A 24,115-nucleotide genomic window follows, 5' to 3' on the forward strand; every position below is an offset into this window, starting at 1 on the left:
AATCGCACCGGATGAGGGATGGTGGGCAGTTCCGGGCTTATTCGCTGGTGAAGATGCTGCCCAGCTGGTCCATGCGTTCCAGCGCCATGCCGCAACCGCGTGCCACGCAGGTCAGTGGGTCTTCGGCCACCAGCACCGGCAGGCCGGTCTCTTCGGCCAGCAGGCGATCCAGGTCACGCAACAGGGCCCCGCCACCGGTCAGCATCATGCCGCGGTCGGCAATGTCGGCACCCAATTCAGGTGGGGTGTGCTCGAGCGCGGTTTTGACGGCCGAAACGATTTGGTTGAGCGGATCGGTCAGGGCTTCCAGGATTTCGTTGGAGCTGATGGTGAAGCTGCGCGGCACACCTTCGGACAGGTTGCGGCCTTTGACTTCCATCTCCTTGACTTCGCTGCCTGGAAAGGCCGAGCCGATGTTCTTTTTGATGGCTTCAGCGGTGGGCTCCCCAATCAACATGCCGTAGTTGCGGCGGATGTAGTTGATGATGGCTTCGTCGAACTTGTCGCCGCCCACGCGAACGCTGCCCTTGTAGACCATGCCGCCCAGCGAGATGACACCGACTTCGGTCGTGCCACCGCCGATGTCGACCACCATGGAGCCCGAAGCTTCGGACACAGGCAAGCCAGCGCCAATGGCGGCGGCCATGGGCTCTTCGATCAGGTACACCTCAGAGGCGCCGGCGCCCAAAGCGGATTCGCGAATGGCGCGGCGCTCGACTTGGGTGGAGCCGCAGGGCACGCAGATGATGATGCGCGGGCTGGGGCGAAATGTGCTGCGGGGGTGCACCATCCGGATGAACTGCTTGAGCATCTGCTCAGTCACCGTGAAGTCGGCGATCACGCCGTCCTTCATGGGGCGGATGGCCTCGATGTTGCCGGGCACCTTGCCCAGCATGGCCTTGGCTTCGTGGCCGACGGCTTGCAGGGTTTTCTTGCCTTGGGGGCCGCCTTCGTGTCGGATGGCGACCACCGAGGGTTCGTCGAGCACGATGCCCTTGTCACGCACAAAAATCAGGGTGTTGGCGGTGCCCAGGTCAATGGCCAGGTCACTGGAAAAATAGCGGCGGAAAGAGGAAAACATTCAGAGGTCCTTTGGCGCGCTGTCCCCAAGCCTGCGGTTGGCTGTTGGGGGTGGGCGCGGCGTTCAAATCAGGGGTGTTGTCAGGGCGGGCTCAAAGACTACAGAGCGAGCGGCACCAAACACAGGATAATACCTGATCCCCTGGCAAAACAGGTCTTGCAAGACCCCGTTGACGCTGTAAAACACGACCCCTTACAACTCTTTTCAAACCATGTCCCTGACCCCGCAGGATATTGCCCGGATCGCCAACCTTGCCCGGTTGGAGCTACAACCCGAAGAAAGTGAGCGCATGCTCACTCAAATCAATGGTTTTTTTGGCATTGTCCAAGCCATGCAGGCGGTGGATACCTCTGGCATCACCCCCATGGCCCACCCCGTGGCCGCCATCCAGGACATCACGCTGCGCCTGCGCCCCGACGTGGCCAGCGAGCCCAACCAACGCGATCTGAACCAGCAAAGCGCCCCGGCCGTCGAGCGTGGTCTGTTCCTGGTCCCCAAAGTCATCGAGTAAGCCATGCGTGAACTGCACACCCTCAGCGTGAAAACGCTGACCTCTCTTTTGCAAACCAAGGAAGTCAGCGCCGTGGAAGTGGCCACGCGCTTTTTGGCCCGCATGGGCGGCAACCCGCACAACGCCTTTCTGGACATCGACAGCGAAGTGACGCTGGCCCAAGCCCGCGCCTCCGACGCGAAGCTGGCCGACGGCACAGCAGGCCCGCTCGAAGGCGTGCCCGTGGCGCACAAAGACGTGTTCGTGACGCGCGACTTCGCCACCACCGCGGGCTCCAAAATCCTGAGCGGCTACCGCTCACCGTTTGACGCCACCGTCGTACAGCGCCTTCGCTCCGCAGGCATGGTCACATTGGGCAAGCTCAACTGCGACGAGTTCGCCATGGGCTCGGCCAACGAAAATTCAGCCTACGGCCCGGTGCAAAACCCCTGGGACGCAGCCCGCGTGCCTGGCGGCTCATCCGGCGGCAGCGCCGCCGCCGTGGCCGCTGGCTTGGCGCCCGCCGCCACCGGCACCGACACCGGCGGCTCGATCCGTCAGCCCGCCAGCTTTTGCGGCATCACCGGCATCAAGCCCACCTATGGCCGCGCCAGCCGTTACGGCATGATCGCCTACGCCTCCAGCCTGGACCAAGCCGGCCCCATGGCCCGCAGCGCCGAAGACTGCGCCCTCTTGCTCAGCGCCATGTGCGGATCAGATTTGGACCGTGATTCGACCTCGCTCGACATGCCGACCGAAGATTTCACGGCATCGCTGAACAACACCTTAGATGGCCTGCGCATTGGCATTCCCAAAGAGTTTTTTGGCGAAGGCTTGGCCCCCGATGTGCGCGCGGCCGTGGACGCGGCCTTGCGGGAATACGAAAAGCTGGGCGCCAAGTTGGTGCCCATCAGCCTGCCGCGCACCGAGTTGTCCATTCCGGTTTACTACATCATTGCCCCAGCCGAAGCCAGCTCCAACCTGAGCCGCTTTGACGGCGTGAAGTTTGGTCACCGCGCCAAGGACTACACCGACCTGGTGGACATGTACAAAAAAACCCGCGCCGAAGGCTTTGGCAACGAGGTCAAGCGCCGCATCATGACGGGCGCTTACGTGCTCAGTCACGGCTACTACGACGCGTACTACCTGCAAGCGCAAAAAATCCGCCGCATGATCGCCGACGATTTTCAGCAAGCGTTCCAGCAGTGTGACGTGATTGCGGGACCGGTGGCCCCATCGGTGGCCTGGAAGTTTGGCGACAACGCCAATGACCCGGTGGCCGACTATTTGGCCGACATCTTCACGCTGCCCGCTTCGCTGGCCGGTTTGCCCGGCATGAGCGTGCCCGCAGGCTTTGGCGCGGGCGGCATGCCTGTGGGCCTGCAGCTGATTGGCAACTATTTCAAAGAAGCCCAGTTGCTGAACGCCGCACACCGCCTGCAACAAGCCACCGATTTCCACCTTCGCAAGCCGGAGGGCATCTGACATGAGCAAACTCGTCCAAGGCTACGAAGTCGTCATCGGCTTTGAAACACACGCCCAACTCTCCACCCACAGCAAGATTTTCAGCCGCGCCTCGGTGGCGTTTGGCGCCGAACCCAACACGCAAGCTTGCGCGGTGGACATGGCCCTGCCCGGCACGCTGCCTGTGATGAACGTCGGTGCTGTGGAACGCGCCATCGAATTCGGTTTGGCGATCAACGCCCACATCGCCGAGCGCAGCATCTTTGCCCGCAAAAACTACTTCTACCCCGACCTGCCCAAGGGTTACCAGATCAGCCAGTTCGAGATCCCGGTGGTGCAAGGCGGTGAGGTGTCCTTCTTTCTGGAAGTGGGCCAAGAAACCGTGCGCAAAACCGTGCGCCTGGAGCGTGCCCACCTGGAAGAAGACGCGGGCAAGTCGCTGCACGAAGACTTCATTGGCCAATCGGGCATCGACCTCAACCGCGCCGGCACCCCTTTGCTGGAGATCGTGACCCAGCCCGACATGCGCAGCAGCGAAGAAGCCGTGGCTTACGCCAAAGAGCTGCACAAAATCGTGACCTGGATCGGCATTTGCGACGGCAACATGCAAGAAGGCAGTTTCCGGTGTGATGCCAACGTGTCGGTGCGCAAGCCCGGTGGCCCCTTGGGCACGCGCCGCGAAATCAAGAACCTGAACAGCTTCAAGTTCATGCAGCAGGCGATTGACTACGAAGTGCGCTGGCAAATCGATCAAATCGAAGACGGCCATGCCATCCAGCAAGCCACCGTGCTGTTCAACCCCGACACGGGCGAGACCCGCGCCATGCGCACCAAGGAAGACGCCGCGGACTACCGCTACTTCCCCGACCCCGACCTGCCACCGTTGGTGATTGGCCGCGATTGGGTGGAGCGCGTGCGCAGCGAAATGGCCGAGTTGCCCCGGGTGATGGCCGAGCGCTTCGTCAAAGTCTACGGCCTGCCGGAATACGACGCGACGCAACTGACCCAAAGCAAAGCGGTGGCGAGTTACTTTGAAGCCACCACCCAAGCTTGCGGCCAAGCCAAACTGGCCAGCAACTGGATCATGGGCGAAGTCTCACGCCGTTTGAACGCCAGCGAATTGAGCATCGAACAATCGCCGGTGAGCGCTGCGCAACTGGCCGCCCTGATTGGCCGCATCAGCGACAACACCATCAGCAACAACGCGGCGCGTCAGGTGTTTGAAGGTCTGTGGAATAAAGAAGGCCCCTCCGGTAGCGGTGAAGGCGAAGTCGACGCCCTCATCGAAGCCAAAGGCCTCAAGCAGATGAACGACACCGGCGAGCTGGAAAAGATCATCGACGAGGTGCTGGCGGCCAACCCCAAGAACGTGGAAGAGTTCAAGGCCGGTAACGCCAAAGCCCTGAACGGTCTGGTCGGCCCGATCATGAAGGCCAGCAAGGGCAAAGCCAATCCGGGGCAGGTGAATGCATTGTTGATGAAGAAACTGGGCTGACCCCATTCCTCACCCACCGCCGTTTGCGCTTCATCCCTGAGGCGCAAACGGTTTTTTATGCTTCACGCCCCTTCAATACCCCGTCAAGCGGGGTTCAAAGGCACGATTTCCTGCTCAATCGCCCCGAACAAACTCTCGCTGTTCAAGCCCTTCATCTCGATGCGGATGGTGTCGCCGAACTTCATGAACTCGGTGGATGGCTTGCCGTCCAAAATGGTTTCGATGGCACGTTTTTCGGCGATGCAGCTGTAGCCCTTGGGCCACTCGGGTTGGCCGTTGACTTCCACGCTCTTATTGCTCACCGTACCGCTGCCGACCACCGAGCCCGCGCGCACGTTGCGGGTTTTGCAGATGTGCGCAATCAGCTGGCCGAAATGAAAGGTCATCTCGGGCCCGGCTTCGCACATGCCCACTTTGCGGCCGTTCCAGGTGGACTGCAGCGTCAGGTGCACGCGACCGCCTTGCCAGGCGTCGCCCAGCTCGTCGGGCGTCACGGCCACGGGGCTGAAGGCGGTGGCGGGTTTGCTCTGCAAAAAACCAAAGCCTTTGCCCAGTTCGGCAGGAATCAGGTTGCGCAGGCTCACATCGTTGGCCAGCATGACGAGGCGCACGCTTTCGATCGCATCATCGGCGTTGGTTTGCATGGGCACGTCACCGGTGATGACGGCAATTTCGGCTTCAAAGTCGATGCCAAACGCTTCGCTGGCGCAGACCACCGGGTCGCAAGGGCCAATGAAGTCGTCGCTGCCGCCCTGGTACATCAGTGGGTCGGTGTAAAAACTGCTGGGCACCTCAGAGTTGCGCGCGGCACGGACCAGCTCCACATGGTTGATGTAGGCTGAGCCATCGGCCCACTGGTAGGCGCGGGGCAGCGGGGCCATGCAGCGCTCTGGGTCGAATGGAAATGCGTGTCGTGCTTTGCCTTGGTTGAGTGTTGTGTAAAGGTCTTCAAGCTGAGGGGCCACAAAGTTCCAGTCGTCCAGCACCTGCTGCAACTTGCTGGCGATGCCGGTCGCATAATGTGCCGTGCTCAGGTCTCGCGAGACCACCACCAGTTGCCCGTCGCGTGAACCGTCTTTGTAGGTTGCCAATTTCATGATGTTTGCCTGTAGGTCCCGTGGTTTGAAGCCGTGTGCATCTCGGCTGAATGAGGTGTTGAATGCCGTATTCAAGGATGAACCCAATGGCACACAAATTACGCATTGTTAAACTCGTTTAACTAAACGAAACCTGATTCTAGAGCATATGGCCCATTCCAGCACCACCGAAATGACCCCTGAAGGGGACAAAGAGCGCGCAGGCATCCAGTCGGTGGAGGTGGGTTTTGCCTTGCTGGATGTGCTGGCCCAAGCCCCTGGTCCTTTGATGTTGCGCGACTTGGCCAGTGCGGCCGGCATGAGCGCGGCCAAGGCCCACCGTTATCTGGTGAGCTTTCAGCGGCTGAATTTGGTGGTGCAAGATGCCAACACGCGCTATGAGCTGGGGCCGGCCACTTTGCGCTTGGGGCTGGCCACACTGTCAAGGTTGGATGAGGTCAAACTTGCGCGTGAGCGCTTGCCAACTTTGATGGATCAAACGGGCCACACCTTGGCCTTGGCGGTTTGGGGCAACCACGGCCCGACCTTGGTGCACTGGCAAGAAGCCCCTTTGGCCATGCCCGTCAGTCTGCGCTTGGGCGATGTGATGCCACTTTTGTCTTCGGCCACGGGCCGGTGTTTTGCCGCTTTCATGGGCCACGGTGGAGCGGCCGACAAGGCGTTGCCCATGATCGATGCCGAGTTGGCCATGGCCCGCAAACTTGGGCGCAGCGATCTGCCTTCAACGCCCGCGCAAGTGCAGGCCATGAACACCGAAACCCGTGCCCAAGGCCTGGGCCGCGTGGTCAATGTGTTGCTGCCCGGTATTTCAGGGTTTTGTGCCCCCGTTTTTGACGCGGATGGGCATTTGGCCTTGGGCGTGGTGTCGCTGGGCTCGACGGCCACCTTGGACACCGATTGGAAGGGTCCTGTGGCGCAGGCCTTGCGCGCATTCTCTGTGCAGCTTTCTTTCGATTTGGGTTGGTCTTCCGCCTGAACCCGGCCTAACGCCTTAACGCCTAAGACCGCTCTCACCATGGCTGCAACCTACGCCTCACGGCTTGACGCTCAGGCCAGTGGTCCGACAGCAGGGGTTTTGTGGCGTTGGATTTTGGCGGTGCTGGCGCTGCATGGGGCTGTGTGGATGGCGATGGTGGGCGCGACGGTTTGGCAAATTCAAGGGCCACCCTCCCTGCGGGTGGGACCTGTGCAAACCCGATGGCTGGCGCCCCAGCCACCGCCCCCTGCCAACGTCCCTGCACCCAAAGCCAAAGTGGAGCGCCAAACGCGCTTGGGCACGGTGCCTCAATCCGCAGCGTCACCGGCTGCGTCACCCACAGCATCGCCATCAGCGCCTTCTTCGTCGTTATCCCCAGACGTCTCCTTGCCGGTACCCCGTGCCGGTGCACAGACCGAACCCAGAGCTGAGCCCCCCCAACAGTCCCTGGATTTGAGCGAGCGTGCACAAACGGACATGGCCAGGGAACCCGAAGGGACAGGCGCCGAGCGACAAGTGGCACCGGCACAAAGCGCACAAAGCCCGTTGCAAGCGCCAGCCGACCAAGCACCTGTTTCACCGACACAAGCCGCAGGACTGGCCGAGGCCACCATGGCCTTGCCGCCCTTGGGCTTGGCCGCATTGCCTGCATCGGCGCTCCTGAGCTATCGCCTGAATGGTCAAGAGAAGGGCATTCCTTACCAAGCCACTGGTGAGCTGCGTTGGGAGCGCAACGCTGGCGCATACGCCATGTCTTTGTCGGTCAGGGCTTTTTTATTGGGTTCAAGGCAATGGCGAAGTCAGGGGCTGATCACGGCGCAAGGTCTATCACCTGTGCGCTTTTCTGACAGCTGGCGCAGCGAGAGGGCCACGCATTTTGAGGCGGCTCAAAACCGCATTGTGTTCAGCAGCAATGCCCCAGCCGCCACGTTGCAACCTGGCGCGCAAGACCAAATCAGCCTGTACCCCCAAATGGCGGCGCTCATGGCCCAAGAGGCTGGCCGTTTACAACCGGGCACCCGTTTGCAGGTGCAAACGGCCACTGTGCGTGATGCATTGCCTTGGCTGTTGACCTTGGAGCAACAAGAGACGCTGCAAATAGACGGACAAAACCTGACAGCAACCAAATGGGTGTGCCAACCGCGCAACCGTTTTGATGCCAAAGTCGAGTTTTGGGTGGCCGCTCAGCAGGACTGGTTGCCGGTTCGCATCCGCATCACCCAAGTCAGCGGCAGCTTCATTGACTTGCTGTTGACGGGCCGTGTGGCCCTGCCCGATTTGTCACGCACCCCTCACCCCGGTTAAACCCCGTGCCGAAAAACCACAGCCTCTTGAAGTTCTTGCATGCGTACCCATGTGAAAAGACAAGATAAGGGAGAATGAGCGCATGAACTTGTTGTACGAATCTGAAACCTTTGCCGTCATGCACGTTTTGGCCAATGCGCCCAGTGAGACGGTCCCCGCCAGCAGCCTGCCCGTGCTGGAGCGGCATGGTTTTGAGATCGTGGACAAGCGCTCTGGCAAAGAGGTCTATTTGGATGGTTCTTGGGCAGAGATGTTCCAACAACAGATCCAAGCCTGGCAGCAGCACACCCCCACACAGGAAGAAGTCGAGGACACCCTCGAGGGCTATACCGGTTTGGCCCAGCAGCCCGTTGTGGTGCACTGATCGGTACTCAGGCCTTGATCATCCGCCGCGCCACCCAGCCAAACAGCGGCCCCACCATCAGCAACACGGCCACCAAGCGGCACACCTGAAAAGCCGTGACCACCGGCACCCCCAACTGCAGCACCTTGGCCGTGATGGCCATTTCGGTGATGCCGCCAGGCGCGGTGCCCAAAATCATGGTCGCCGGGTGCAAGCCCGTTCCCCATGCCAGGGCCATGCCAAACAGCAGCGATACGCCCATCATCAGGGCCGAGCCCCAGGCCACCGAGGCCAGCCAGCGCGGTGCGGTCTTGACGAATTCGCGCCTGAACCGGATGCCCAGGCTCACGCCGAGGACCAACTGGGCGGCATTGGACAGCGCCGTGGGCACGGCCGACCATTCCCAGCCCGCCAGGGTCAAGGCCATCGATGCCACCAGCGGGCCCATGAACCAGGGGTTGGTGCGTCCCATCTTCAGCATCAGCCAGCCGCCCAAGGCGGTGAGCAAGCCCAGCCACAGCAAGCCCGGCCATTGCGCCAGGCGCGTGCCGGGCAACAAGGAGGCGTCCACCGTCAGGCCCCACTGGCTCTGTGCCCACTGCATGCCAAAAGGCACGGCGATCACCACCATCACCAGGCGCATGCTGTGCGCCGCCGCCACCAGGTCGGTGCGCGCCCCATAGCGCTCGGCCAGCATGGTCATTTCGGACGCGCCGCCGATCGAACCTGAAAAATAGGTGGTGGCCAACAAGGCCCGGGGCGACAGGTGCGACAACTCGGCCCCGTGCCGACGCTGCAACCACAGGCCGAAAAAAGCCCCCAGCGCCAGCGCCCACACCACGGCCAGGACAATGGCCCACCACTGGGCCAGCACCAGCGCGCTGACCTGGGGCGTGAAATACAGGCCCAGGGCCGTCCCGATGACCCATTGGCCCATGTTGCGCAAGAGGTTGGCGCTGTGGGTGGGCGCGCCCGCCATGGAGGCCAGCGCCGTGATCAGCAAGGGCCCCAGCATCCAGGGAATGGGGGTGCCCAGCCAGACACACAGCTCGGCCGCCAGCCAGGCGACCAACAGGGTGCCCAAGGTGCGCGGCAGACGTTTCAAGCGTGCACCCCGGCACCCAAGGCCCAGAGCATCAGGCGTGTCGTCGGATGCTGTCGGCCACCGTCTGTACGATCTGCTCGATGTGCGCGTCTTCCACGATGTAGGGCGGGCAAATCACGATGTTCTCACCGGCAGGGCGCACCCACACGCCGTGGTGGAAGCAGTCCATGAAGACGTCATAAGCGCGTTTGCCGGGAGAGCCGGGGATGCTGGCCAGCTCCACCGCACCGGCCAAGCCCAGGGTGCGGATGCCGACCACGTTGGGCAAGCCCTTCATGGTGCTGTGCAGGGCGTCGCCCAACACACGGCCTTTTTCCCCTGCACGGGCAAACAGGTTTTCTTCTTTCATCAAATCGAGCGTGGCAATGGCGGCTGCGCAAGCCACCGGGTGGCCGGAATAGGTGTAGCCGTGGAAAAACTCGATGGCGTGCTGCGGCGAATTGGCGTTCATCATCGCGTCGTAGATGAAATCGCGGCAAATCACGCCGCCCAGTGGAATCACGCCGTTGGTCACGGCCTTGGCAAAGTTGAGCATGTCGGGCACGACACCGTAAAAATCTGCGCCAAAGTTCACGCCCAGACGGCCAAAGCCGGTGATCACCTCGTCAAAGATCAGCAAGATGCCGTGTTTGTCGCAAATCTCGCGCAGGCGTTGCACATAACCCTTGGGCGGGATGTACCAGCCCGCGCTGCCCGCGATCGGCTCCACGATCACGGCGGCGACGTTGCTGGGGTCGTGCAAGACCAAGATGCGGTTTTCCAGCTCGAGCAAGGGGTCTTCGGCCCAGACCGGTTCCTCGTGGTGGATGTAGGCGTGGTTCGCCGGGTCGTGGATGAAGCGCATGTGGTCCACACGCGGCAGCAGCTGCGCGCCATACACCTTGCGGTTGGCGGGCAGGCCGCCCACACTCATGCCGCCGAAGTTGACGCCGTGGTAGCCCTTCTCGCGGCCGATGAAGACGTTGCGGTGACCCTCGCCCCGGGCGCGGTGGTAGGCCAGTGCCACTTTCAGCGCGGTGTCGGCGGCCTCCGAGCCGGAGTTGCAAAACAGCACCTTGTTCAAATCACCAGGCGCCATGGCGGCGATCATTTGCGCCGCCTTGAAAGCCTTGTCGTTGCTGGCCTGAAAGGCTGTGGCGTAGTCCAGCGTGTCCAGTTGCTTTTTGATGGCTTCGTTGATCGGGCGGCGGTTGTGGCCTGCGCCGACACACCAGAGGCTGGAGATGCCGTCGATGACCTTTTTGCCATCGTGGGTGGTGAAATGCATGCCTTCGGCCCCCACGAACACGCGGGGGTCCTGGCGGAAAGTGCGGTTGGGCGTGAAGGGCAACCATTGGTTGTCCATGTTCAGTTCGGCAATGGTCACGGCAAATCTCCAGGTTGTCGGTGTCAGACAAGCAGGCAGTTTAAGCCCGAACACGCCGGTTGGCGCGTCTTGTCCAAGTGGCGCTTGTCCGGTTCTGGACAGCACGACTGTGCTGCGGGCCCCGCATGCGCTTTCTCTACAATAGCCACTCCCATTGGCCCACGGCCTTGATGGCCGCCCCAGCGTGCCATTTCCAGCATCACCAGCATGACCACCACCTACATCCTCACCCTCTCTTGTCCAGACCGCACCGGCATCGTGCATGCCGTGTCGGGTTTTTTGCTGGAGCGGGGCGGCAACATCGAAGAAGCGGCCCAATACAACGACCACGCGACCGGGCTGTTTTTCATGCGGGTGCAATTTGCCTGCGCCCAGCCCGATGCGGCAGCGCTCGAGGCGCAGTGGGCCCAATTTGCCACCACCTTCGACATGCAATGGGACCTGCACGCCACCGACCAGCCGATGCGCACGGTGATCATGGTCAGCAAGGAAGGCCATTGCCTGAACGATCTGCTGTTTCGCTGGAAGAGCGGGCTGCTGCCGCTGGACATCCGCGCCATCGTGAGCAACCACCGCGAGTTCTACCAACTGGCAGCCAGCTACAACGTGCCCTTTCACCACATTCCGGTGAGCAAAGACAACAAGGCACAAGCCGAGGCCAAGCAGTACGAGATCATCCAGGCCGAAGGGGCCGAGCTGGTGGTGCTGGCGCGCTACATGCAAATCCTGAGCGATGACCTGTGCCGCAAACTCTCGGGCCGGGCCATCAACATCCACCACAGCTTCCTGCCCAGTTTCAAAGGCGCCAAGCCTTACTACCAAGCGCATGACCGGGGCGTGAAACTGATCGGCGCTACCGCCCACTATGTGACGGCCGACTTGGACGAAGGCCCGATCATCGAGCAGGACGTGGCCCGCGTGGACCACAGCAAAACCGTGGAAGACCTCACCGCCCAGGGCCGCGACACCGAAAGCCAGGTGCTGGCCCGCGCCGTCAAATGGCACAGCGAGCACCGCGTCCTGATCAACGGCCACAAGACGGTGATCTTTAAATAATGTCCGCCACCTCACGCATCCCGCCCATCCAGTGCCTGCTGACTTTTGAGGCGTTGGCGCGTTTGCGCAGCGTGACCCAGGCCGCAGAAGAGCTGTGCGTGACACCCAGCGCCGTGAGCCACCGCGTCAAGCAGCTCGAGCAGATCATCGGCACCAAGCTGTTTGGCCGGGCCGATTTTTCGCTCACCACCGAGGGCATCGAGTACCTGGCCCATGTGCGCGAGGGTCTGGTGTCGCTGCAGCGCTTTCCCAGCGCCAGCAACACGCCAGGCCGACGCAAACTGCGCCTGGCGGTGACGCCCACCTTTGCCCGCTCCATCCTGATGCCCAGGCTCAAGCATTTTCTGGACGCTTATCCGGAGATCGACATCACCCTGCAGGTCAGCATTCCCTTGCTGGACGTGGTGGCCGAAGATGCCGATTTGACGGTGCGTTTTGGCACCGGCCGCTACTCGGATGTGGAACATGTGTGCCTGGCCAAAGACGATGTGACCCCCTTGGCCTCGCCGGCCTGGCTGCGCGAGAACGGACCCTTTGCCAGTGTCGAAGAACTGCAGGGCGTGGCCCTGTTGCGCAGCCCCCTGGAGCCCTGGCGCACCTGGTTTGCGGCGCACGACCTGGACTGGCCCGAACCGAGCGATGGCTCGTCGTTCAATGACATTGGCCTGATGTGCGACGCCGCAGCCCAAGGCCTGGGCGTGGGCCTGATCCGCACGAAACTGGGCGCGCCTTGGCTTGAGAGCGGCCAACTGGTGCGCTTGTTTGAGCGCAGCGTGCCCAGCCCGCACGCCCACTATCTGTGCTGGCGCACCGGCACCATGGAGCGCTGGGAATGCGCGGCTTTTGCCGACTGGCTGAAAAAAGCATTGGCCTGATTTCACAAGAGCGTCAAAGTTTCTTCAGCCCACCCGTCTCTGGATGGGCGTACATTGAGGGCTTCATTTAAAGGTTTTGCATGCCATGAGCGCCAACACCCCTGCCGAAACACAGCAACTGACCGCCACCGAACGTGCCGAGCGCCAACGCGCCGTGGTGCAGGCGCTGGGTCGCGTGCTGCCCGCTGACGCGATTTTGTACACCCCCGAAGACACCACGCCCTATGAGTGCGATGGCCTGACCGCCTACCGCGAGCGGCCTTTGGTGGTGGCTTTGCCCGAGACAGAAGCACAGGTGCAAGCCGTGCTCAAGGTCTGCCACGCTTTGGCGGTGCCCGTGGTGGCACGCGGCGCGGGCACGGGCCTGTCGGGTGGCGCCATGCCGCACCGCCTGGGTGTGACGCTGTCGATGGCGCGCTTCAACCAGATCAAGACCGTCGACCCGGTCAGCCGCACGGCCGTGGTGCAGTGCGGGGTGCGCAACCTGGCCATCAGCGAGGCGGCTGCACCCCATGGTCTGTATTACGCACCCGACCCCTCCAGCCAGATCGCCTGCACCATTGGCGGCAATGTGGCCGAAAACTCGGGCGGCGTGCACTGCCTCAAATACGGCCTGACGGTGCACAACGTGCTCAAAGTGCGTGGTTTCACCATCGAAGGTGACCCCATTGAGTTTGGCAGCGACGCGCTCGACACCTCGGGTTATGACCTGCTGGCCGTGTTGGTGGGCAGCGAGGGCATGCTGGCCGTGACCACCGAAGTCACCGTCAAGCTGGTGCCCAAGCCGCAGCTGGCGCGCTGCATCATGGCCAGTTTCGACGATGTGCGCAAAGCCGGTGATGCGGTGGCTGCGGTGATTGCGGCGGGCATCATCCCGGCGGGCCTGGAGATGATGGACGGCCCCATGACGATCGCGGTCGAAGACTTCGTGCACGCGGGCTATGACCTGAGCGCGGCGGCCATCCTGCTGTGCGAGAGCGACGGCACGCCCGAAGAAGTCGAGGAAGAAATCGGCCGCATGAGCGCTGTGCTGCGCGATTGCGGGGCCACGGCCATTTCGGTCAGCCGCGACGAGGCCCAACGCCTGAAATTCTGGAGTGGCCGCAAGAACGCCTTTCCGGCTTCGGGTCGCATCAGCCCCGATTACATGTGCATGGACTCGACCATCCCGCGCAAGCGTCTGGCCGACATCCTTCAGGCGATTCAAGAGATGGAAGAGAAATACGCCCTCAAATGCCTGAACGTGTTCCACGCGGGCGACGGCAACCTGCACCCGCTGATTTTGTTCGATGCCAACGATGCCGACCAATTGCGCCGCTGTGAGCTGTTTGGTGCCGAGATTCTGGAAACCAGCGTGGCCATGGGCGGCACCGTCACGGGTGAACACGGTGTGGGCATCGAGAAAGTGAACAGCATGTGCGTGCAGTTCAGTCCGGAAGAAAACGAGCAGATGTTTGCCGTCAAGCGCGCTTTTGACCCGCAAAGCTTGTTGAACCCTGGCAAGGTGATTCCCACTTTGAACCGCTGCGCCGAATATGGCCGCATGCTGGTGCGGGCGGGGGCGATCAAGCACCCGGAACTTGAGCGCTTCTGATGGCCAAGCCCATCCACAAGCCTGAGTGACCCTCAGGCTTTTTTCGACCCATTTGGTTGCGCGCGCAACCAAATGGGCTTAATATCGGTGCATGCCTACCCCCCTTGACCGGACCCTCACTTACCGACTTCACCAGTTGCATAAGTTGACCGATGCGGACAGCCAATCGGCTTATCCCGCCCAAACAGGTCTGTCCATGAGCGACGGGCGCTGTTTGTCTACGGTTGGTGCTTTTGAGCCCTTGTCGGTCAAAGAACTGGCCGAAAAAGCCAACCTGAACAAAGGCCAGGCCAGCCGGGCCGCTCAGGCCTTGGTGGAGCAGGGTTTGGTGTGCAAAGCCGATCACCCAGCCGATGGCCGTGGCGTGGTGCTGACCTTGACGGCCAGCGGACGCCAAGTCTTCAAAACCGCCATGCGCATGATTGACCAGCGCAACGCAGAGATCTTTGGCTGCCTGACCGAACAGGAACAGGCCAGCTTGAGCGCCATGCTCGATCGACTGGTTGCGCACGCCCGTCCCCGCTGAAACTCATTTCCAAACGCCATGCACACCCCCAGCACCGAAGCCCGCCCTTCGATTTATTACCAGTACGAGGTCTTCCAGCCCTGGCTGGCTTCAGAGCACCCCCGGCAAGAGCGGAAAAAAGTCGTGATTGTGGGCGCCGGCCCTGCGGGCATGGTGACTGCGCTCGAACTGGCGCGCCATGGCGTGCCCAGCGTGGTGCTGGCGGCCGATTTGCAGTTGTCACAAGGCAGCCGCGCCATCTGTTTCACCCGCCGATCCATGGAAATCCTGCAGCAAGTCGGCGTGGCCGAGCGCATGAGCGCTGTCGGCTTGCCCTGGCGTTTTGGCAAATCGTTTTACAAGGGCCAGTGTGTGTACCGTTTGGAAGCGCCGCATGCCGCCGATGACCGGTTTTTCCCGATCATCAATGTGCAGCAGCAATTCTTAGAGGAGTACCTGCACGACGCCTGCCAAGCCAACCCGCTGATCGAGTTTCGCTGGGGCAACAAGCTCAACCGGGTCGACCAGAAAGACGGCCATGCCCTGCTTGAAGTCGACACGCCCGAAGGGCCCTATGCCCTGGAGAGCGACTGGGTGGTGGCCGCCGACGGTGGGCGATCCGGCATCCGAAGTGCCATGAACCTGCAGATGGAGGGTGCGTCCTACGAGGGCTTTTTTGTCATCGCGGACATCCGAATTGACCTGCCGTACCCCACCGAGCGGATGGCTTTTTTCGACCCCGAGTGGAACCCGGGCAACACCATCCTGATGCACCGCGAGCCGCACGGCATCTGGCGCGTGGATTACCAGTTGCCACCGGGCGAAACGCCCGAAGAGGCGCTGCGCCCCGAGTCGCTCAAGGCCCGCATCGATGCGCAGCTGGCCATGATGGGCCATGCGGGCACCCCGTGGGAAATGGACTGGTCTTCGGTGTATTCCGCCCGCACGCTCACGCTGCCCGAATTCGTGCACGGCAGCGTGATCTTCACCGGCGACGCGGCCCACCTGCTGCCGATTTTTGGTGTGCGCGGCGCCAACACGGCTTTTCAGGATGCGCAGTCGCTGGGCTGGCACCTGGCCTTTGTGGTCAAAGGTCTGGCGGGCCCACAATTGCTGGCGAATCACAGCTCAGAGCGGGTGGGTGCGGCGCGTGAAATCATCACCGAGGCGGGTAAAAGCACCCGATTCATGGCACCCCCCAGCCCCGGCTTCCGGTTGCTGCGCGACGCGGTGTTGTCGCTTTCGCTCTCACAAGAATTCGTGCGTCCGCTCTACCACTGGCGCACCTCCCGGCCGCACGAATACACCCACTCCCTGCTCAACAGCAGGGACGATGACAATGCCCTGTTCAAAAGCGGTCCAGCGCAAGGCGCGCCGCCGCAAAACGTGCGCCTTGGCGCCCAAGGTGGCGAGGGCGATTTTTTGCTCGACCACCTGGGTGGCGGTTTTGACCTGCTGTATTTCACTGACACCGACCTGCCTGCGGAACTGCAACAGGTGATCAACGCAGCGCGTGCGACAGGCTTGCCCTTGAACGTGACCGCGGTCGGTGCTTCCCAGCCTGTGGCGGGAGCCGACAAACACTTGTCCGACGCTGACGGTCACCTGCGTGCCCGCTACGGCGTTCCGGCCCAAGGCGGCGCGTATTTGCTGCGCCCCGACCAACACGTCTGCGCCCGCTGGCTCACACTCGACGCCGCACGGCTGAAGGCGGCTTTTGCCAACGCGCTACCGCAATGAGGAACACCATGAGCGACCAGCAACTCACCATCGGCGGGCTTGAAACCGTTTACGACGCACTGGCCACCGCCATTGACCAGGCCGGGGCAGACAAGGCGCAGCTGTTCCTTGTCAAACTCGCCCTGCTCAACGCCAAGGCTTTGGCCGACGAAAACCTGTTTCAAGAACAGATCAGCGTTGCACTGCAAGACCTCTGAGTGCGGCGGGCCAGAACCCTTCACCAGGGGAGATCCGGTGTCACCAGGTATCGATCGCCAGTGCACCATCGGCGGGCCGCACCCGTCCCGCTTGCAGCCCCGCCACCAGCCAGTCGCGCGTGGTGGCCGGGTCGATGACCGCGTCAATCTCCAGCGTGGCCGCCATGTTGATGGCGCTGCCGTTGTCGTATTGCTGCGCCAGCAGTTGCGCAAACAGCGCTTCGCGCTCGGGCCCCTCGGGCAGGGCTTCTAGCTCCTTGCGGTAACCCAAGCGCACCGCACCCTCCAGGCCCATGCCGCCAAACTCGCCGGTGGGCCAGGCCACTGTGCTCAGGGTTTCGTGAAAGCCCCCGCCCGTCATGGCCATCGCGCCCAGGCCGTAGCCCTTGCGCAACACCACGCTGAGCAGCGGCACCCGCAGGTGCGCGGCGGCCACAAACATGCGTGAGACGTGGCGCACCTGCGCCAGCGCTTCGGTGTCGGGCCCGACCATGAAGCCGGGCGTGTCCACCAAGCTCACGATGGGCAGCCCATGCGCGTTGCACAGCTGCATGAAACGCGCGGCTTTGTCGGCGGCATCGGCATCGATCGCGCCACCCAGATGCAGCGGGTTGTTGGCCATGAGGCCCACCGGACGCCCCGCAATGCGCGCCAGCGCCGTGTGGATGCCCACGCCGAAGCCGGTACGCAAATGCAAAAGGCTGTCTTCATCGACCATGCCCTGCATGGCGGCGCGGGTGTCGTAAACGCGCACACGGTTTTCGGGCACCACGTGGCGCAGGGCTTGTGTGGGCGGGGTTTGCCATTCGGCATGAGCCCCCTGAAAGCACGACAGGTAATGCCGCGCTGCCGACACCGCCTGAGCTTCGTTGTCAACCAGAATGTCGATCACGCCGTTGCCGTGCTGCACGGCGCTGGGGCCAATTTGCTCGGGCTTGAAAACACCCAGGCCCCCGCCTTCGACCATGGCCGGGCCGCCCATGCCGATGTTGCTGCCTGTTGTGGCGATGATCACGTCACAGCAGCCCAGCAAGGCCGCATTGCCCGCGAAGCAGCGCCCGGCCACCACGCCCACCACCGGCACCTGGCCGTTGAGCCGGGCAAACGAGGCGAAGGTGGCCAGGTTCAGGCCCGCGACGATGGCGACATCGACATCCCCAGGTCGGCCGCCGCCGCCTTCGGCGAACAACACCACGGGCAGCTTGTTTTGCAAAGCCACACCCAGCATGCGGTCGGTCTTTTGGTGGTTGCGCATGCCTTGCGTGCCCGCCAGCACGGTGAAGTCGTAAGCCATCACCACCACACGCTGGCCGTTGACGCAGCCGATGCCGGTCACCATGCCGTCGGCAGGTGTGTTGCGCATCAAATCGTCGGCGCTGCGGCGGCGGCTTTGCGCGGCCACGGCCAGCGCGCCGTATTCCACAAACGAATCCGGGTCACACAAATCGGCGATGTTCTCGCGTGCGGTGCGCAGGCCGGTAGCGTGGCGCTTGGCCACAGCTTCGGGCCGCAGCGCATCTTGCGTGAAAGCCAAGCGGTCTTGTAGTTGTTGCAGGTCGGCGCGGGGGGTGTTCTGGGATGCCTTGCTTGCTGAGCGAGGTGATGGGGCCGGAGGTGAGGCCGTGGGTGAGGCGTCCAGCCGCGTCCAGCGCGCCAAGGCATCGCCTTCACCCACGGTCTCTCCTGCCTGGAAAAACAGCTCGGTCAGGCGCCCGGCATGGGGCGCGCGGATTTCGTGCTCCATTTTCATGGCTTCCAGAATCACCAGCACGTCGCCTGGCGCCACGGACTCACCCGGCTGAACGAGCCACTGCACCACTTGGGCCTGAAGAGGGGAATGGATATTTTGCATCTGGCCATTGTGCGGCGCTGCGCCGGGGACAGCAGGTCAAGTTCGGGACAATTTAAACTGGGATTTTCTCCAACACAAAGCCCCGTTCATGAACTTTGAACCCCTCATTGAGTTGACCCGCAACGGCATCCAGGAATGCGTGCACATGGGCGCACTGGCCGTGACCGACACCGAGGGCCGTGTGCTGGCGCAGGTGGGCAACCCGCACTGGTTGTGCTTCACCCGCTCCACCCTCAAGGCCATGCAGGCTCTGCCGCTGGTGCAGTCGGGTGGGGTGGCGCATTTCGGCTTGACCCCCTCAGAACTCGCCATGATGTGCGCCAGCCACAACGGCGAAGACATGCACGTCGAGCAGGTCACGTCCATTCTGCGCAAAAGCGGCAGCAGCACAGGGCAGATGCGCTGTGGCTGCCATGTGCCCTATCGCTTCACTTTTTTTGACCGCCCCGTGCCCGAGGGCCTGGCCTACGACGAGCGGCACCACAACTGCAGCGGCAAGCACAGCGGCTTTTTGGCCTACTGTGTGCAGCACGGCTTGCCCAGCGACCGCTACACCGAGGTCGACCACCCCCTGCAGCAACGCATTCGCCAGGCGGTGGCCCATCTGGCCGGTTTGAGAGAAGAAGAGCTGGCGCTGGGCATCGACGGTTGTTCGGCCCCCAACTACGCCATGCCCTTGTCACGCTTGGCCCGCAGCTATGCCCGTTTGGCCCACCCTGAGTCGGACGGCCTGTATGGCGAGAGCCTGGCGCAATTGGGCCAGGCCATGAGCGCGCACCCTGAATTGGTCTCGGGCACCGACCGCAACGACGCAGACTTCATGCGCGCAAGCCGTGGCGACTGGGTGACCAAGGTGGGCGCTGACGGCGTGCAGGTGGTGGGCAGCCGCTCGCGTGGCCAGGCCTTGGCCATCAAGATCATGGACGGCAACAAGGCGGCGCTGTTTGCCGCGACCGTGGAGGCTCTAGACCAACTGGGTTGGCTGGACGATGCGCAGCGCCAAGCACTGGCACCCTGGCGCGCCCAGGTGCTGCTGAATGTGGCGGGGGTGCCGGTGGGCGAGCGGCGCAGCGTGTTCAAGCTGCACAGGGCCGCTCAAGCCTGAAAGCGCAGAGCCGCACGGCACGTCATGAAGCGCCGAAACAGGGGCCTCAGCGCTTGCCAAAAATCGCTGTGCCCACCCGCAGCATGGTGCTGCCTTCGGCAATGGCCGCCGCCATGTCGGCGCTCATGCCCATCGACAAGGTGTCCAGCGGCAGGCCTTGCGCGCGCAATTGCTCGAACAGGTCTTTGGCCTGGCGGTGCACGGCGCGCATCTGGGCATCGTTCTCAGCAGGTTCGGGGATGGTCATCAGGCCGCGCAAGCGCATTCGCGGCAATGCGGCCACGGCCTGCGCCAGTGCGGGCAATTCCAGCGGACTCACGCCCGACTTGCTCTCGCCACCGTCCACATTCACCTGAATGCACACCTGCAAAGGCGGCAGGTGTTCTGCGCGCTGCTCGGACAGGCGCTGGGCGATTTTGAGGCGGTCCACGCTGTGTACCCAGTCAAAGTGCTCGGCCACCAAGCGCGTCTTGTTGCTCTGGATCGGGCCGATGCAATGCCACTGCAGCGGCAGATCGCGCAAAGCGATGATCTTGTCCACGGCTTCTTGGATGTAGTTTTCCCCAAAAGCGGTCTGCCCGGCAGCATGGGCTTGGCGCACCGCATCGGCCCCCCATGTTTTGGACACGGCCAGCAGTTGCACGCTGTCCGGTGCGCGGCCAGCGGCTTGGCATGCGGCCAAAATTTGTGTCTGTACGCGTGCAATGTTGTCGGCAATCGGGGTGGTCATGGCTTGAGCGTACCAAAAGCCTTGTTGTCACCCAATGGTCAGGTCAAAGAACCCGCTGCGCGCCAGAACACCGACAGGCTGCTAAATTAGCCCTTTTATCCACTCTAAAAAGAGACGACCATGAGCCAAATCGCCGCCAAAACATACGAAACCGCACCTGCCCGAAAAGTGGCCTTTTTGGGCTTGGGCGTGATGGGTTACCCCATGGCCGGTCACCTGGCTCGCGCTGGCCACCACGTCACCGTGTACAACCGCAGCGCTGCCAAAGCCGCGGCCTGGGCCGCCGAGTGCCCCGGCAACGCCACAGCGCCCACGCCGCGTGAGGCCGTTGCCGGTGTGGACATCGTGTTTGCCTGCGTGGGCAATGACGCCGATCTGCGCAGCGTGGTGCTGGGCCCAGAGGGTGCGTTTGCTGGCATGAAGCCCGGCGCGATTTTTGTGGACCACACCACGGCCTCGGCCGAAGTGGCCCGCGAGCTGTACGCCGAAGCCCAAAAACGCGGTTTGCATTTTGTAGATGCCCCCGTTTCGGGGGGTCAAGCCGGCGCGCAAAACGGCATGCTCACCGTGATGTGTGGTGGCGATGCTGCAGCGTTTGACAACGTCAAGCCAGCGGCCATGGCGTTCTCCCGTGCTTTCACCCTGTTGGGGGCCTCGGGCGCTGGTCAGTTGGCCAAAATGGTCAACCAGATTTGCATTGCGGGTTTGGTCCAGGGTTTGTCCGAGGCGATCGCTTTCGGTCAACAAGCGGGCCTGGACATGCACCAGGTGCTGGACGTGATTGGCAAAGGTGCTGCGCAAAGCTGGCAACTGGACAACCGCGGCAAGACCATGGCCGATGACAAGTTTGAGTTCGGTTTTGCCGTCGATTGGATGCGCAAAGACCTGGGTCTGGTGCTGGACGAAGCCAAGCGCAACGGTGCGCGTCTGCCGGTGACGGCGCTGGTGGACCAGTTTTATGCCGACGTGCAAAAAATGGGCGGTGGGCGTTGGGACACCTCGAGCCTGATCCGTCGTTTGCGCTGATGGCCGAGGGCGCCCCACATGACGTGGGGTTTGAAAGCAAAAAAACGACCCGAGGGTCGTTTTTTTGATGGGGCCTCAGCGTTTCAGCGCGCAGTGGTCGGTTGGCTCAAGCGCCGAAGTTCTTCTTCAGAAATCTCGTCAAAAACCCGAACCACTTTCACCACCCCACCCATGCCCCGCACGATGTCGGTAGCCCGTTTGGCTTCGCGGCTGGTGACCCGGCCCATCAGGTACACGATGCCGCGCTCGGTGACCACTTTCACGGCATTGGCCTGCAGGTCTTTGGCATCAATGAAAGCGGCCTTGACGCGGCTGGTCATCACCGTGTCTTTGGAGCGTTGGGTCAGAGAGCTGGCGGGCATCTGTGCCAAATCGTTCACCACGGACACCACGTTTTCCTGGCTCTGAGCAATCTTTTCGATGCGTTCTTTTTCGGCCGCGGTGGTGATTTCGCCGGTCAGCAGCACTTTGCGGTTGAAGCTGGTCACGTTCAAATGGACGCGATCGCCCAACTCTTGGCGCACGGCGGAGGCAATTTTGATTTCAATCGCTTGGTCTTCCACTTGTGCACCCGAGGTGCGGCGGTCGGTGACCATGATGCCGGTGGCGACCGCGCCGCCCAAAAGCAACGGTGCACAGCCCGACAGACCCGTCACGGCCACGGCCAATACGGCACCCGAAAACACCAGAGATTGAAGATTGCGTTTCATTTAAAGAGACTCCTGTTCGCCCAACAATTGGGTATCGATGCCATCACACAGACAGTGCAGCACCAAGTGCTGCACTTCACAAATTCGTGCCGCCCGCTCATGGGGCACACACACATGCACATCGGTTTCACGCAGTTGGCGAGCCAACGCGCCGCCTTGGTGACCGGTCAGGCCCAGCACACTCATTTCCCGTTCATGGGCCGCTTGCGCGGCCTGAACCAGCGCAGCTTCGTTGCCATCAACGCTGATGAGCACCAGCACATCGCCCGTTTGACCGAGAGCCAACACCTGCTTGGCCAGCGCCTGACCATCGCTCCAGCGGGTGGCCATCAGTGCGTCAGAGGACAAGCACACAGCAGCCAGACCCGGGCGGTCCCGTTCAAAACCACCCACCAAGAGATTCACCAAGTACTGGGCCAAGGCGGTGGATGGGCCCAAGCCGCCCACCAACACTTTGCCGCCGCCCGTGACCGAGGCCAAAACCGCCTGCACAGCCGCATCCACCGGCTTGGCCAAAGTTTCGGCCACCTGGTAGTGCAAATCTGCGCTGTCAATGAAGTGTTGTTGGATTCGAAGGTCTAGCATGCGCTGGCGATGATAACCCCGACCTCCATGCTGTTTCACCAGCCAGAAGTCAAATCCCATGCCAACAAGGTGTGTTGGCTGCCTTCAGGGGTGCTTCAGCTGGCGTCAAAAGCCGCCTGTAGCCACTGCGGCCCCCTTGCCTCGATGGTCACCACATCAAAGCGGGTGGGTGGCAGACTGCGCCAGCGCAGCAGGTAATGTTGGGCCGCAAAAATGATGCGCCGCTGCTTGGCATACCCGATGCTGGCCGCCGCGCCGCCGTGCTCTGTGCGGCTTCGTTGGCGGACCTCGACGAACACCACCGTGCCGTCGCCCGCTTGCATGATCAGGTCGATTTCGCCGCCGCCTCGGCCAGGCGTCCGATAATTGCGCTGCAGCAAGCGCAAACCAAGCGCCTGCAAATAGGCCAGCGCCTCGTCCTCGCCCGCATCGCCTCGGGCTTTGGTGGTGGGTCCTACCCTGTCTTTTTTGAGGAATTGCATTGACTCCGTCTCCCTTGTCTGCATCGTTCGCCAAAGCCCTGGAGGCTGCGCAAGATGCTGCCGGATCGCAAAACCACCCGGCCAGCACACTGTATGTCGTCGCCACCCCGATTGGCAATCTGGCTGACATCAGCCTGCGCGCGCTGCATGTGTTGGCCAAAGTCGATGTGGTGGCTTGCGAAGACACCCGGCACACCCAGCAGCTGTTGCGCGCCTATGGCCTGGATCGCCCGAACGCACAGCTTTTGGCGGTGCACCAGCACAATGAGGCCGAAGCCGCGCAAAACGTTCTGCTTCGCTTGGCCCAAGGGGAGCGCGTGGCCTATGTGAGCGACGCCGGCACGCCCGCCATCAGCGACCCTGGCGCCCGACTGGTCGCGGTGGTGCGAGAAGCGGGTTACCGGGTCTTGCCCTTGCCCGGGGCCAGCAGTGTGACCACCGCACTCAGCGCTTCGGGCATGACGGGCGATGATGGTTTTGTCTTCCGGGGCTTTTTGGCCAGCAAATCGGCGGAGCGGCAGCTCGCGGTGCAAGCTTTGGCGCAAGAATGCCGCGCCGTGGTGTTGCTGGAAGCACCCCATCGGATTGAAGCTTTGGCCCAAGCCTTGTCGGTGCTGGGCCAGCGCCGCATCACTGTGGGGCGCGAATTGACCAAGCAGTTTGAACAAATTGACACCTTGGCGGCGCAAGACTTGCCCGCTTGGTTCGCTGAAAAACCCGACCGCCAGCGCGGTGAGTTTGTGCTGGTGCTGCACAACGCCCCGGTGGCAGCATCCCAGGGTGAGGGACTTCGGGTTTTACAAATATTGTTGCCCGAGCTGCCTCTGAAAACCGCCGTCAAACTGGCGGCGGAGATCACGGGCGAGTCCAAAAATCAGCTGTACGACCTGGCCCTGAGCCTGAAAAAAACGGAAGCGTCCTGACCTCCCTTGTCTG

Annotated in this window: 24 protein-coding genes; 15 read left to right on the forward strand and 9 right to left on the reverse strand. The window is 62.4% G+C overall.

From position 1 onward, the window contains the following. Positions 1–37 precede the first annotated feature (37 nt). Complete coding sequence (locus tag B472_RS06305) at positions 38–1,081, reverse strand: rod shape-determining protein (RefSeq protein WP_019426173.1); 1,044 nt, start codon at positions 1,079–1,081, stop codon at positions 38–40. A gap of 211 nt (positions 1,082–1,292) precedes the next feature. On the opposite strand from B472_RS06305, the gene gatC reads away from it, so the two are divergent. Genes gatC through gatB form a run of 3 tightly spaced genes read left to right on the forward strand, consistent with a single transcriptional unit; the run spans position 1,293 to position 4,530 of the window. Beyond that, positions 1,293–1,592: an Asp-tRNA(Asn)/Glu-tRNA(Gln) amidotransferase subunit GatC gene (gene gatC / locus B472_RS06310; protein WP_019426174.1), complete on the forward strand. Its 300-nt coding sequence runs from the start codon at positions 1,293–1,295 to the stop codon at positions 1,590–1,592. Between the two features lie 3 nt (positions 1,593–1,595). Next, the gene (gene gatA, locus B472_RS06315) at positions 1,596–3,056 is read left to right on the forward strand and encodes an Asp-tRNA(Asn)/Glu-tRNA(Gln) amidotransferase subunit GatA (RefSeq protein ID WP_019426175.1); all 1,461 of its coding nucleotides are present in this window, start codon (positions 1,596–1,598) and stop codon (positions 3,054–3,056) included. A gap of 1 nt (position 3,057) precedes the next feature. Next, positions 3,058–4,530 (forward strand): Asp-tRNA(Asn)/Glu-tRNA(Gln) amidotransferase subunit GatB, encoded by a 1,473-nt coding sequence (gene gatB, locus B472_RS06320; protein ID WP_019426176.1) that lies wholly within the window; start codon positions 3,058–3,060, stop codon positions 4,528–4,530. Between the two features lie 83 nt (positions 4,531–4,613). Here gatB and B472_RS06325 read toward each other — a convergent pair whose 3' ends face one another. Continuing rightward, positions 4,614–5,627 carry a fumarylacetoacetate hydrolase family protein gene (locus B472_RS06325; protein WP_019426177.1) on the reverse strand — a complete coding sequence of 338 codons (1,014 nt, stop codon included), beginning with the start codon at positions 5,625–5,627 and terminating at the stop codon, positions 4,614–4,616. A 148-nt stretch (positions 5,628–5,775) separates the two neighbouring features. On the opposite strand from B472_RS06325, the gene B472_RS06330 reads away from it, so the two are divergent. The 3 genes from B472_RS06330 to B472_RS06340 all read left to right on the forward strand — a co-directional run bounded on the left by B472_RS06330 (position 5,776) and on the right by B472_RS06340 (position 8,272). Continuing rightward, positions 5,776–6,603, forward strand: a complete 828-nt coding sequence (locus B472_RS06330) for an IclR family transcriptional regulator (protein WP_019426178.1) — start codon at positions 5,776–5,778, stop codon at positions 6,601–6,603. 39 nt (positions 6,604–6,642) lie between these two features. Continuing rightward, positions 6,643–7,908 carry a DUF3108 domain-containing protein gene (locus tag B472_RS06335; protein ID WP_116798606.1) on the forward strand — a complete coding sequence of 422 codons (1,266 nt, stop codon included), beginning with the start codon at positions 6,643–6,645 and terminating at the stop codon, positions 7,906–7,908. Positions 7,909–7,990: 82 nt separating this feature from the next. Next, a complete protein-coding gene (locus B472_RS06340; RefSeq protein ID WP_019426180.1) occupies positions 7,991–8,272 on the forward strand; it encodes a DUF3567 domain-containing protein in 282 nt (93 codons plus the stop codon). Positions 8,273–8,279: 7 nt separating this feature from the next. Here B472_RS06340 and B472_RS06345 read toward each other — a convergent pair whose 3' ends face one another. Both B472_RS06345 and B472_RS06350 read right to left on the reverse strand, forming a co-directional pair. Next, positions 8,280–9,356 carry an AbrB family transcriptional regulator gene (locus tag B472_RS06345; RefSeq protein ID WP_019426181.1) on the reverse strand — a complete coding sequence of 359 codons (1,077 nt, stop codon included), beginning with the start codon at positions 9,354–9,356 and terminating at the stop codon, positions 8,280–8,282. Between the two features lie 31 nt (positions 9,357–9,387). After that, positions 9,388–10,701, reverse strand: coding sequence for an aminotransferase class III-fold pyridoxal phosphate-dependent enzyme (locus tag B472_RS06350; protein WP_040505845.1), 1,314 nt, complete (start codon positions 10,699–10,701; stop codon positions 9,388–9,390). A 228-nt stretch (positions 10,702–10,929) separates the two neighbouring features. Here B472_RS06350 and purU point away from each other — a divergent pair, with 228 nt between their 5' ends. From purU to B472_RS06380, 6 genes are all read left to right on the forward strand, one after another. Further along, entirely contained in the window at positions 10,930–11,778 is an 849-nt protein-coding gene (gene purU, locus B472_RS06355; protein WP_019426183.1) for a formyltetrahydrofolate deformylase, read from the forward strand. Beyond that, entirely contained in the window at positions 11,778–12,653 is an 876-nt protein-coding gene (locus B472_RS06360) for a LysR substrate-binding domain-containing protein (protein ID WP_019426184.1), read from the forward strand. Before purU ends, B472_RS06360 begins: the two co-directional genes overlap by 1 nt. Positions 12,654–12,738: 85 nt before the next feature. Beyond that, a complete protein-coding gene (locus tag B472_RS06365) occupies positions 12,739–14,247 on the forward strand; it encodes an FAD-linked oxidase C-terminal domain-containing protein (protein ID WP_019426185.1) in 1,509 nt (502 codons plus the stop codon). A 91-nt stretch (positions 14,248–14,338) separates the two neighbouring features. Beyond that, positions 14,339–14,773 (forward strand): MarR family winged helix-turn-helix transcriptional regulator, encoded by a 435-nt coding sequence (locus tag B472_RS06370; RefSeq protein ID WP_026039400.1) that lies wholly within the window; start codon positions 14,339–14,341, stop codon positions 14,771–14,773. An 18-nt stretch (positions 14,774–14,791) separates the two neighbouring features. After that, entirely contained in the window at positions 14,792–16,492 is a 1,701-nt protein-coding gene (locus B472_RS06375) for an FAD-dependent monooxygenase (RefSeq protein ID WP_019426187.1), read from the forward strand. An 8-nt stretch (positions 16,493–16,500) separates the two neighbouring features. Continuing rightward, positions 16,501–16,689 (forward strand): hypothetical protein, encoded by a 189-nt coding sequence (locus B472_RS06380; RefSeq protein ID WP_026039401.1) that lies wholly within the window; start codon positions 16,501–16,503, stop codon positions 16,687–16,689. A 40-nt stretch (positions 16,690–16,729) separates the two neighbouring features. On the opposite strand, the gene B472_RS06385 is transcribed toward B472_RS06380, so the two are convergent. After that, on the reverse strand, positions 16,730–18,532 hold the full coding sequence (locus B472_RS06385) for a carboxyl transferase domain-containing protein (RefSeq protein ID WP_369908182.1): 1,803 nt from the start codon (positions 18,530–18,532) through the stop codon (positions 16,730–16,732). Between the two features lie 97 nt (positions 18,533–18,629). On the opposite strand from B472_RS06385, the gene B472_RS06390 reads away from it, so the two are divergent. After that, entirely contained in the window at positions 18,630–19,646 is a 1,017-nt protein-coding gene (locus B472_RS06390; protein ID WP_019426190.1) for an asparaginase, read from the forward strand. 46 nt (positions 19,647–19,692) lie between these two features. On the opposite strand, the gene B472_RS06395 is transcribed toward B472_RS06390, so the two are convergent. Then, positions 19,693–20,376 (reverse strand): YggS family pyridoxal phosphate-dependent enzyme, encoded by a 684-nt coding sequence (locus tag B472_RS06395; protein ID WP_019426191.1) that lies wholly within the window; start codon positions 20,374–20,376, stop codon positions 19,693–19,695. 120 nt (positions 20,377–20,496) lie between these two features. On the opposite strand from B472_RS06395, the gene B472_RS06400 reads away from it, so the two are divergent. Beyond that, the gene (locus B472_RS06400) at positions 20,497–21,402 is read left to right on the forward strand and encodes an NAD(P)-dependent oxidoreductase (RefSeq protein WP_019426192.1); all 906 of its coding nucleotides are present in this window, start codon (positions 20,497–20,499) and stop codon (positions 21,400–21,402) included. Positions 21,403–21,485: 83 nt separating this feature from the next. Here B472_RS06400 and B472_RS06405 read toward each other — a convergent pair whose 3' ends face one another. From B472_RS06405 to B472_RS06415, 3 genes are all read right to left on the reverse strand, one after another. Continuing rightward, positions 21,486–22,112, reverse strand: coding sequence for a BON domain-containing protein (locus B472_RS06405; RefSeq protein WP_019426193.1), 627 nt, complete (start codon positions 22,110–22,112; stop codon positions 21,486–21,488). Continuing rightward, positions 22,113–22,697, reverse strand: a complete 585-nt coding sequence (locus tag B472_RS06410; RefSeq protein WP_026039402.1) for an SIS domain-containing protein — start codon at positions 22,695–22,697, stop codon at positions 22,113–22,115. 95 nt (positions 22,698–22,792) lie between these two features. Continuing rightward, positions 22,793–23,179 carry a YraN family protein gene (locus B472_RS06415; protein ID WP_019426195.1) on the reverse strand — a complete coding sequence of 129 codons (387 nt, stop codon included), beginning with the start codon at positions 23,177–23,179 and terminating at the stop codon, positions 22,793–22,795. 14 nt (positions 23,180–23,193) lie between these two features. On the opposite strand from B472_RS06415, the gene rsmI reads away from it, so the two are divergent. Continuing rightward, entirely contained in the window at positions 23,194–24,102 is a 909-nt protein-coding gene (rsmI, locus tag B472_RS06420; protein ID WP_019426196.1) for a 16S rRNA (cytidine(1402)-2'-O)-methyltransferase, read from the forward strand. Positions 24,103–24,115: the final 13 nt, after the last annotated feature.

The sequence above is a fragment of the Limnohabitans sp. Rim28 genome, assembly GCF_000293865.2.
In the GTDB taxonomy this organism is placed as follows: Bacteria; Pseudomonadota; Gammaproteobacteria; order Burkholderiales; family Burkholderiaceae_C; genus Limnohabitans_A.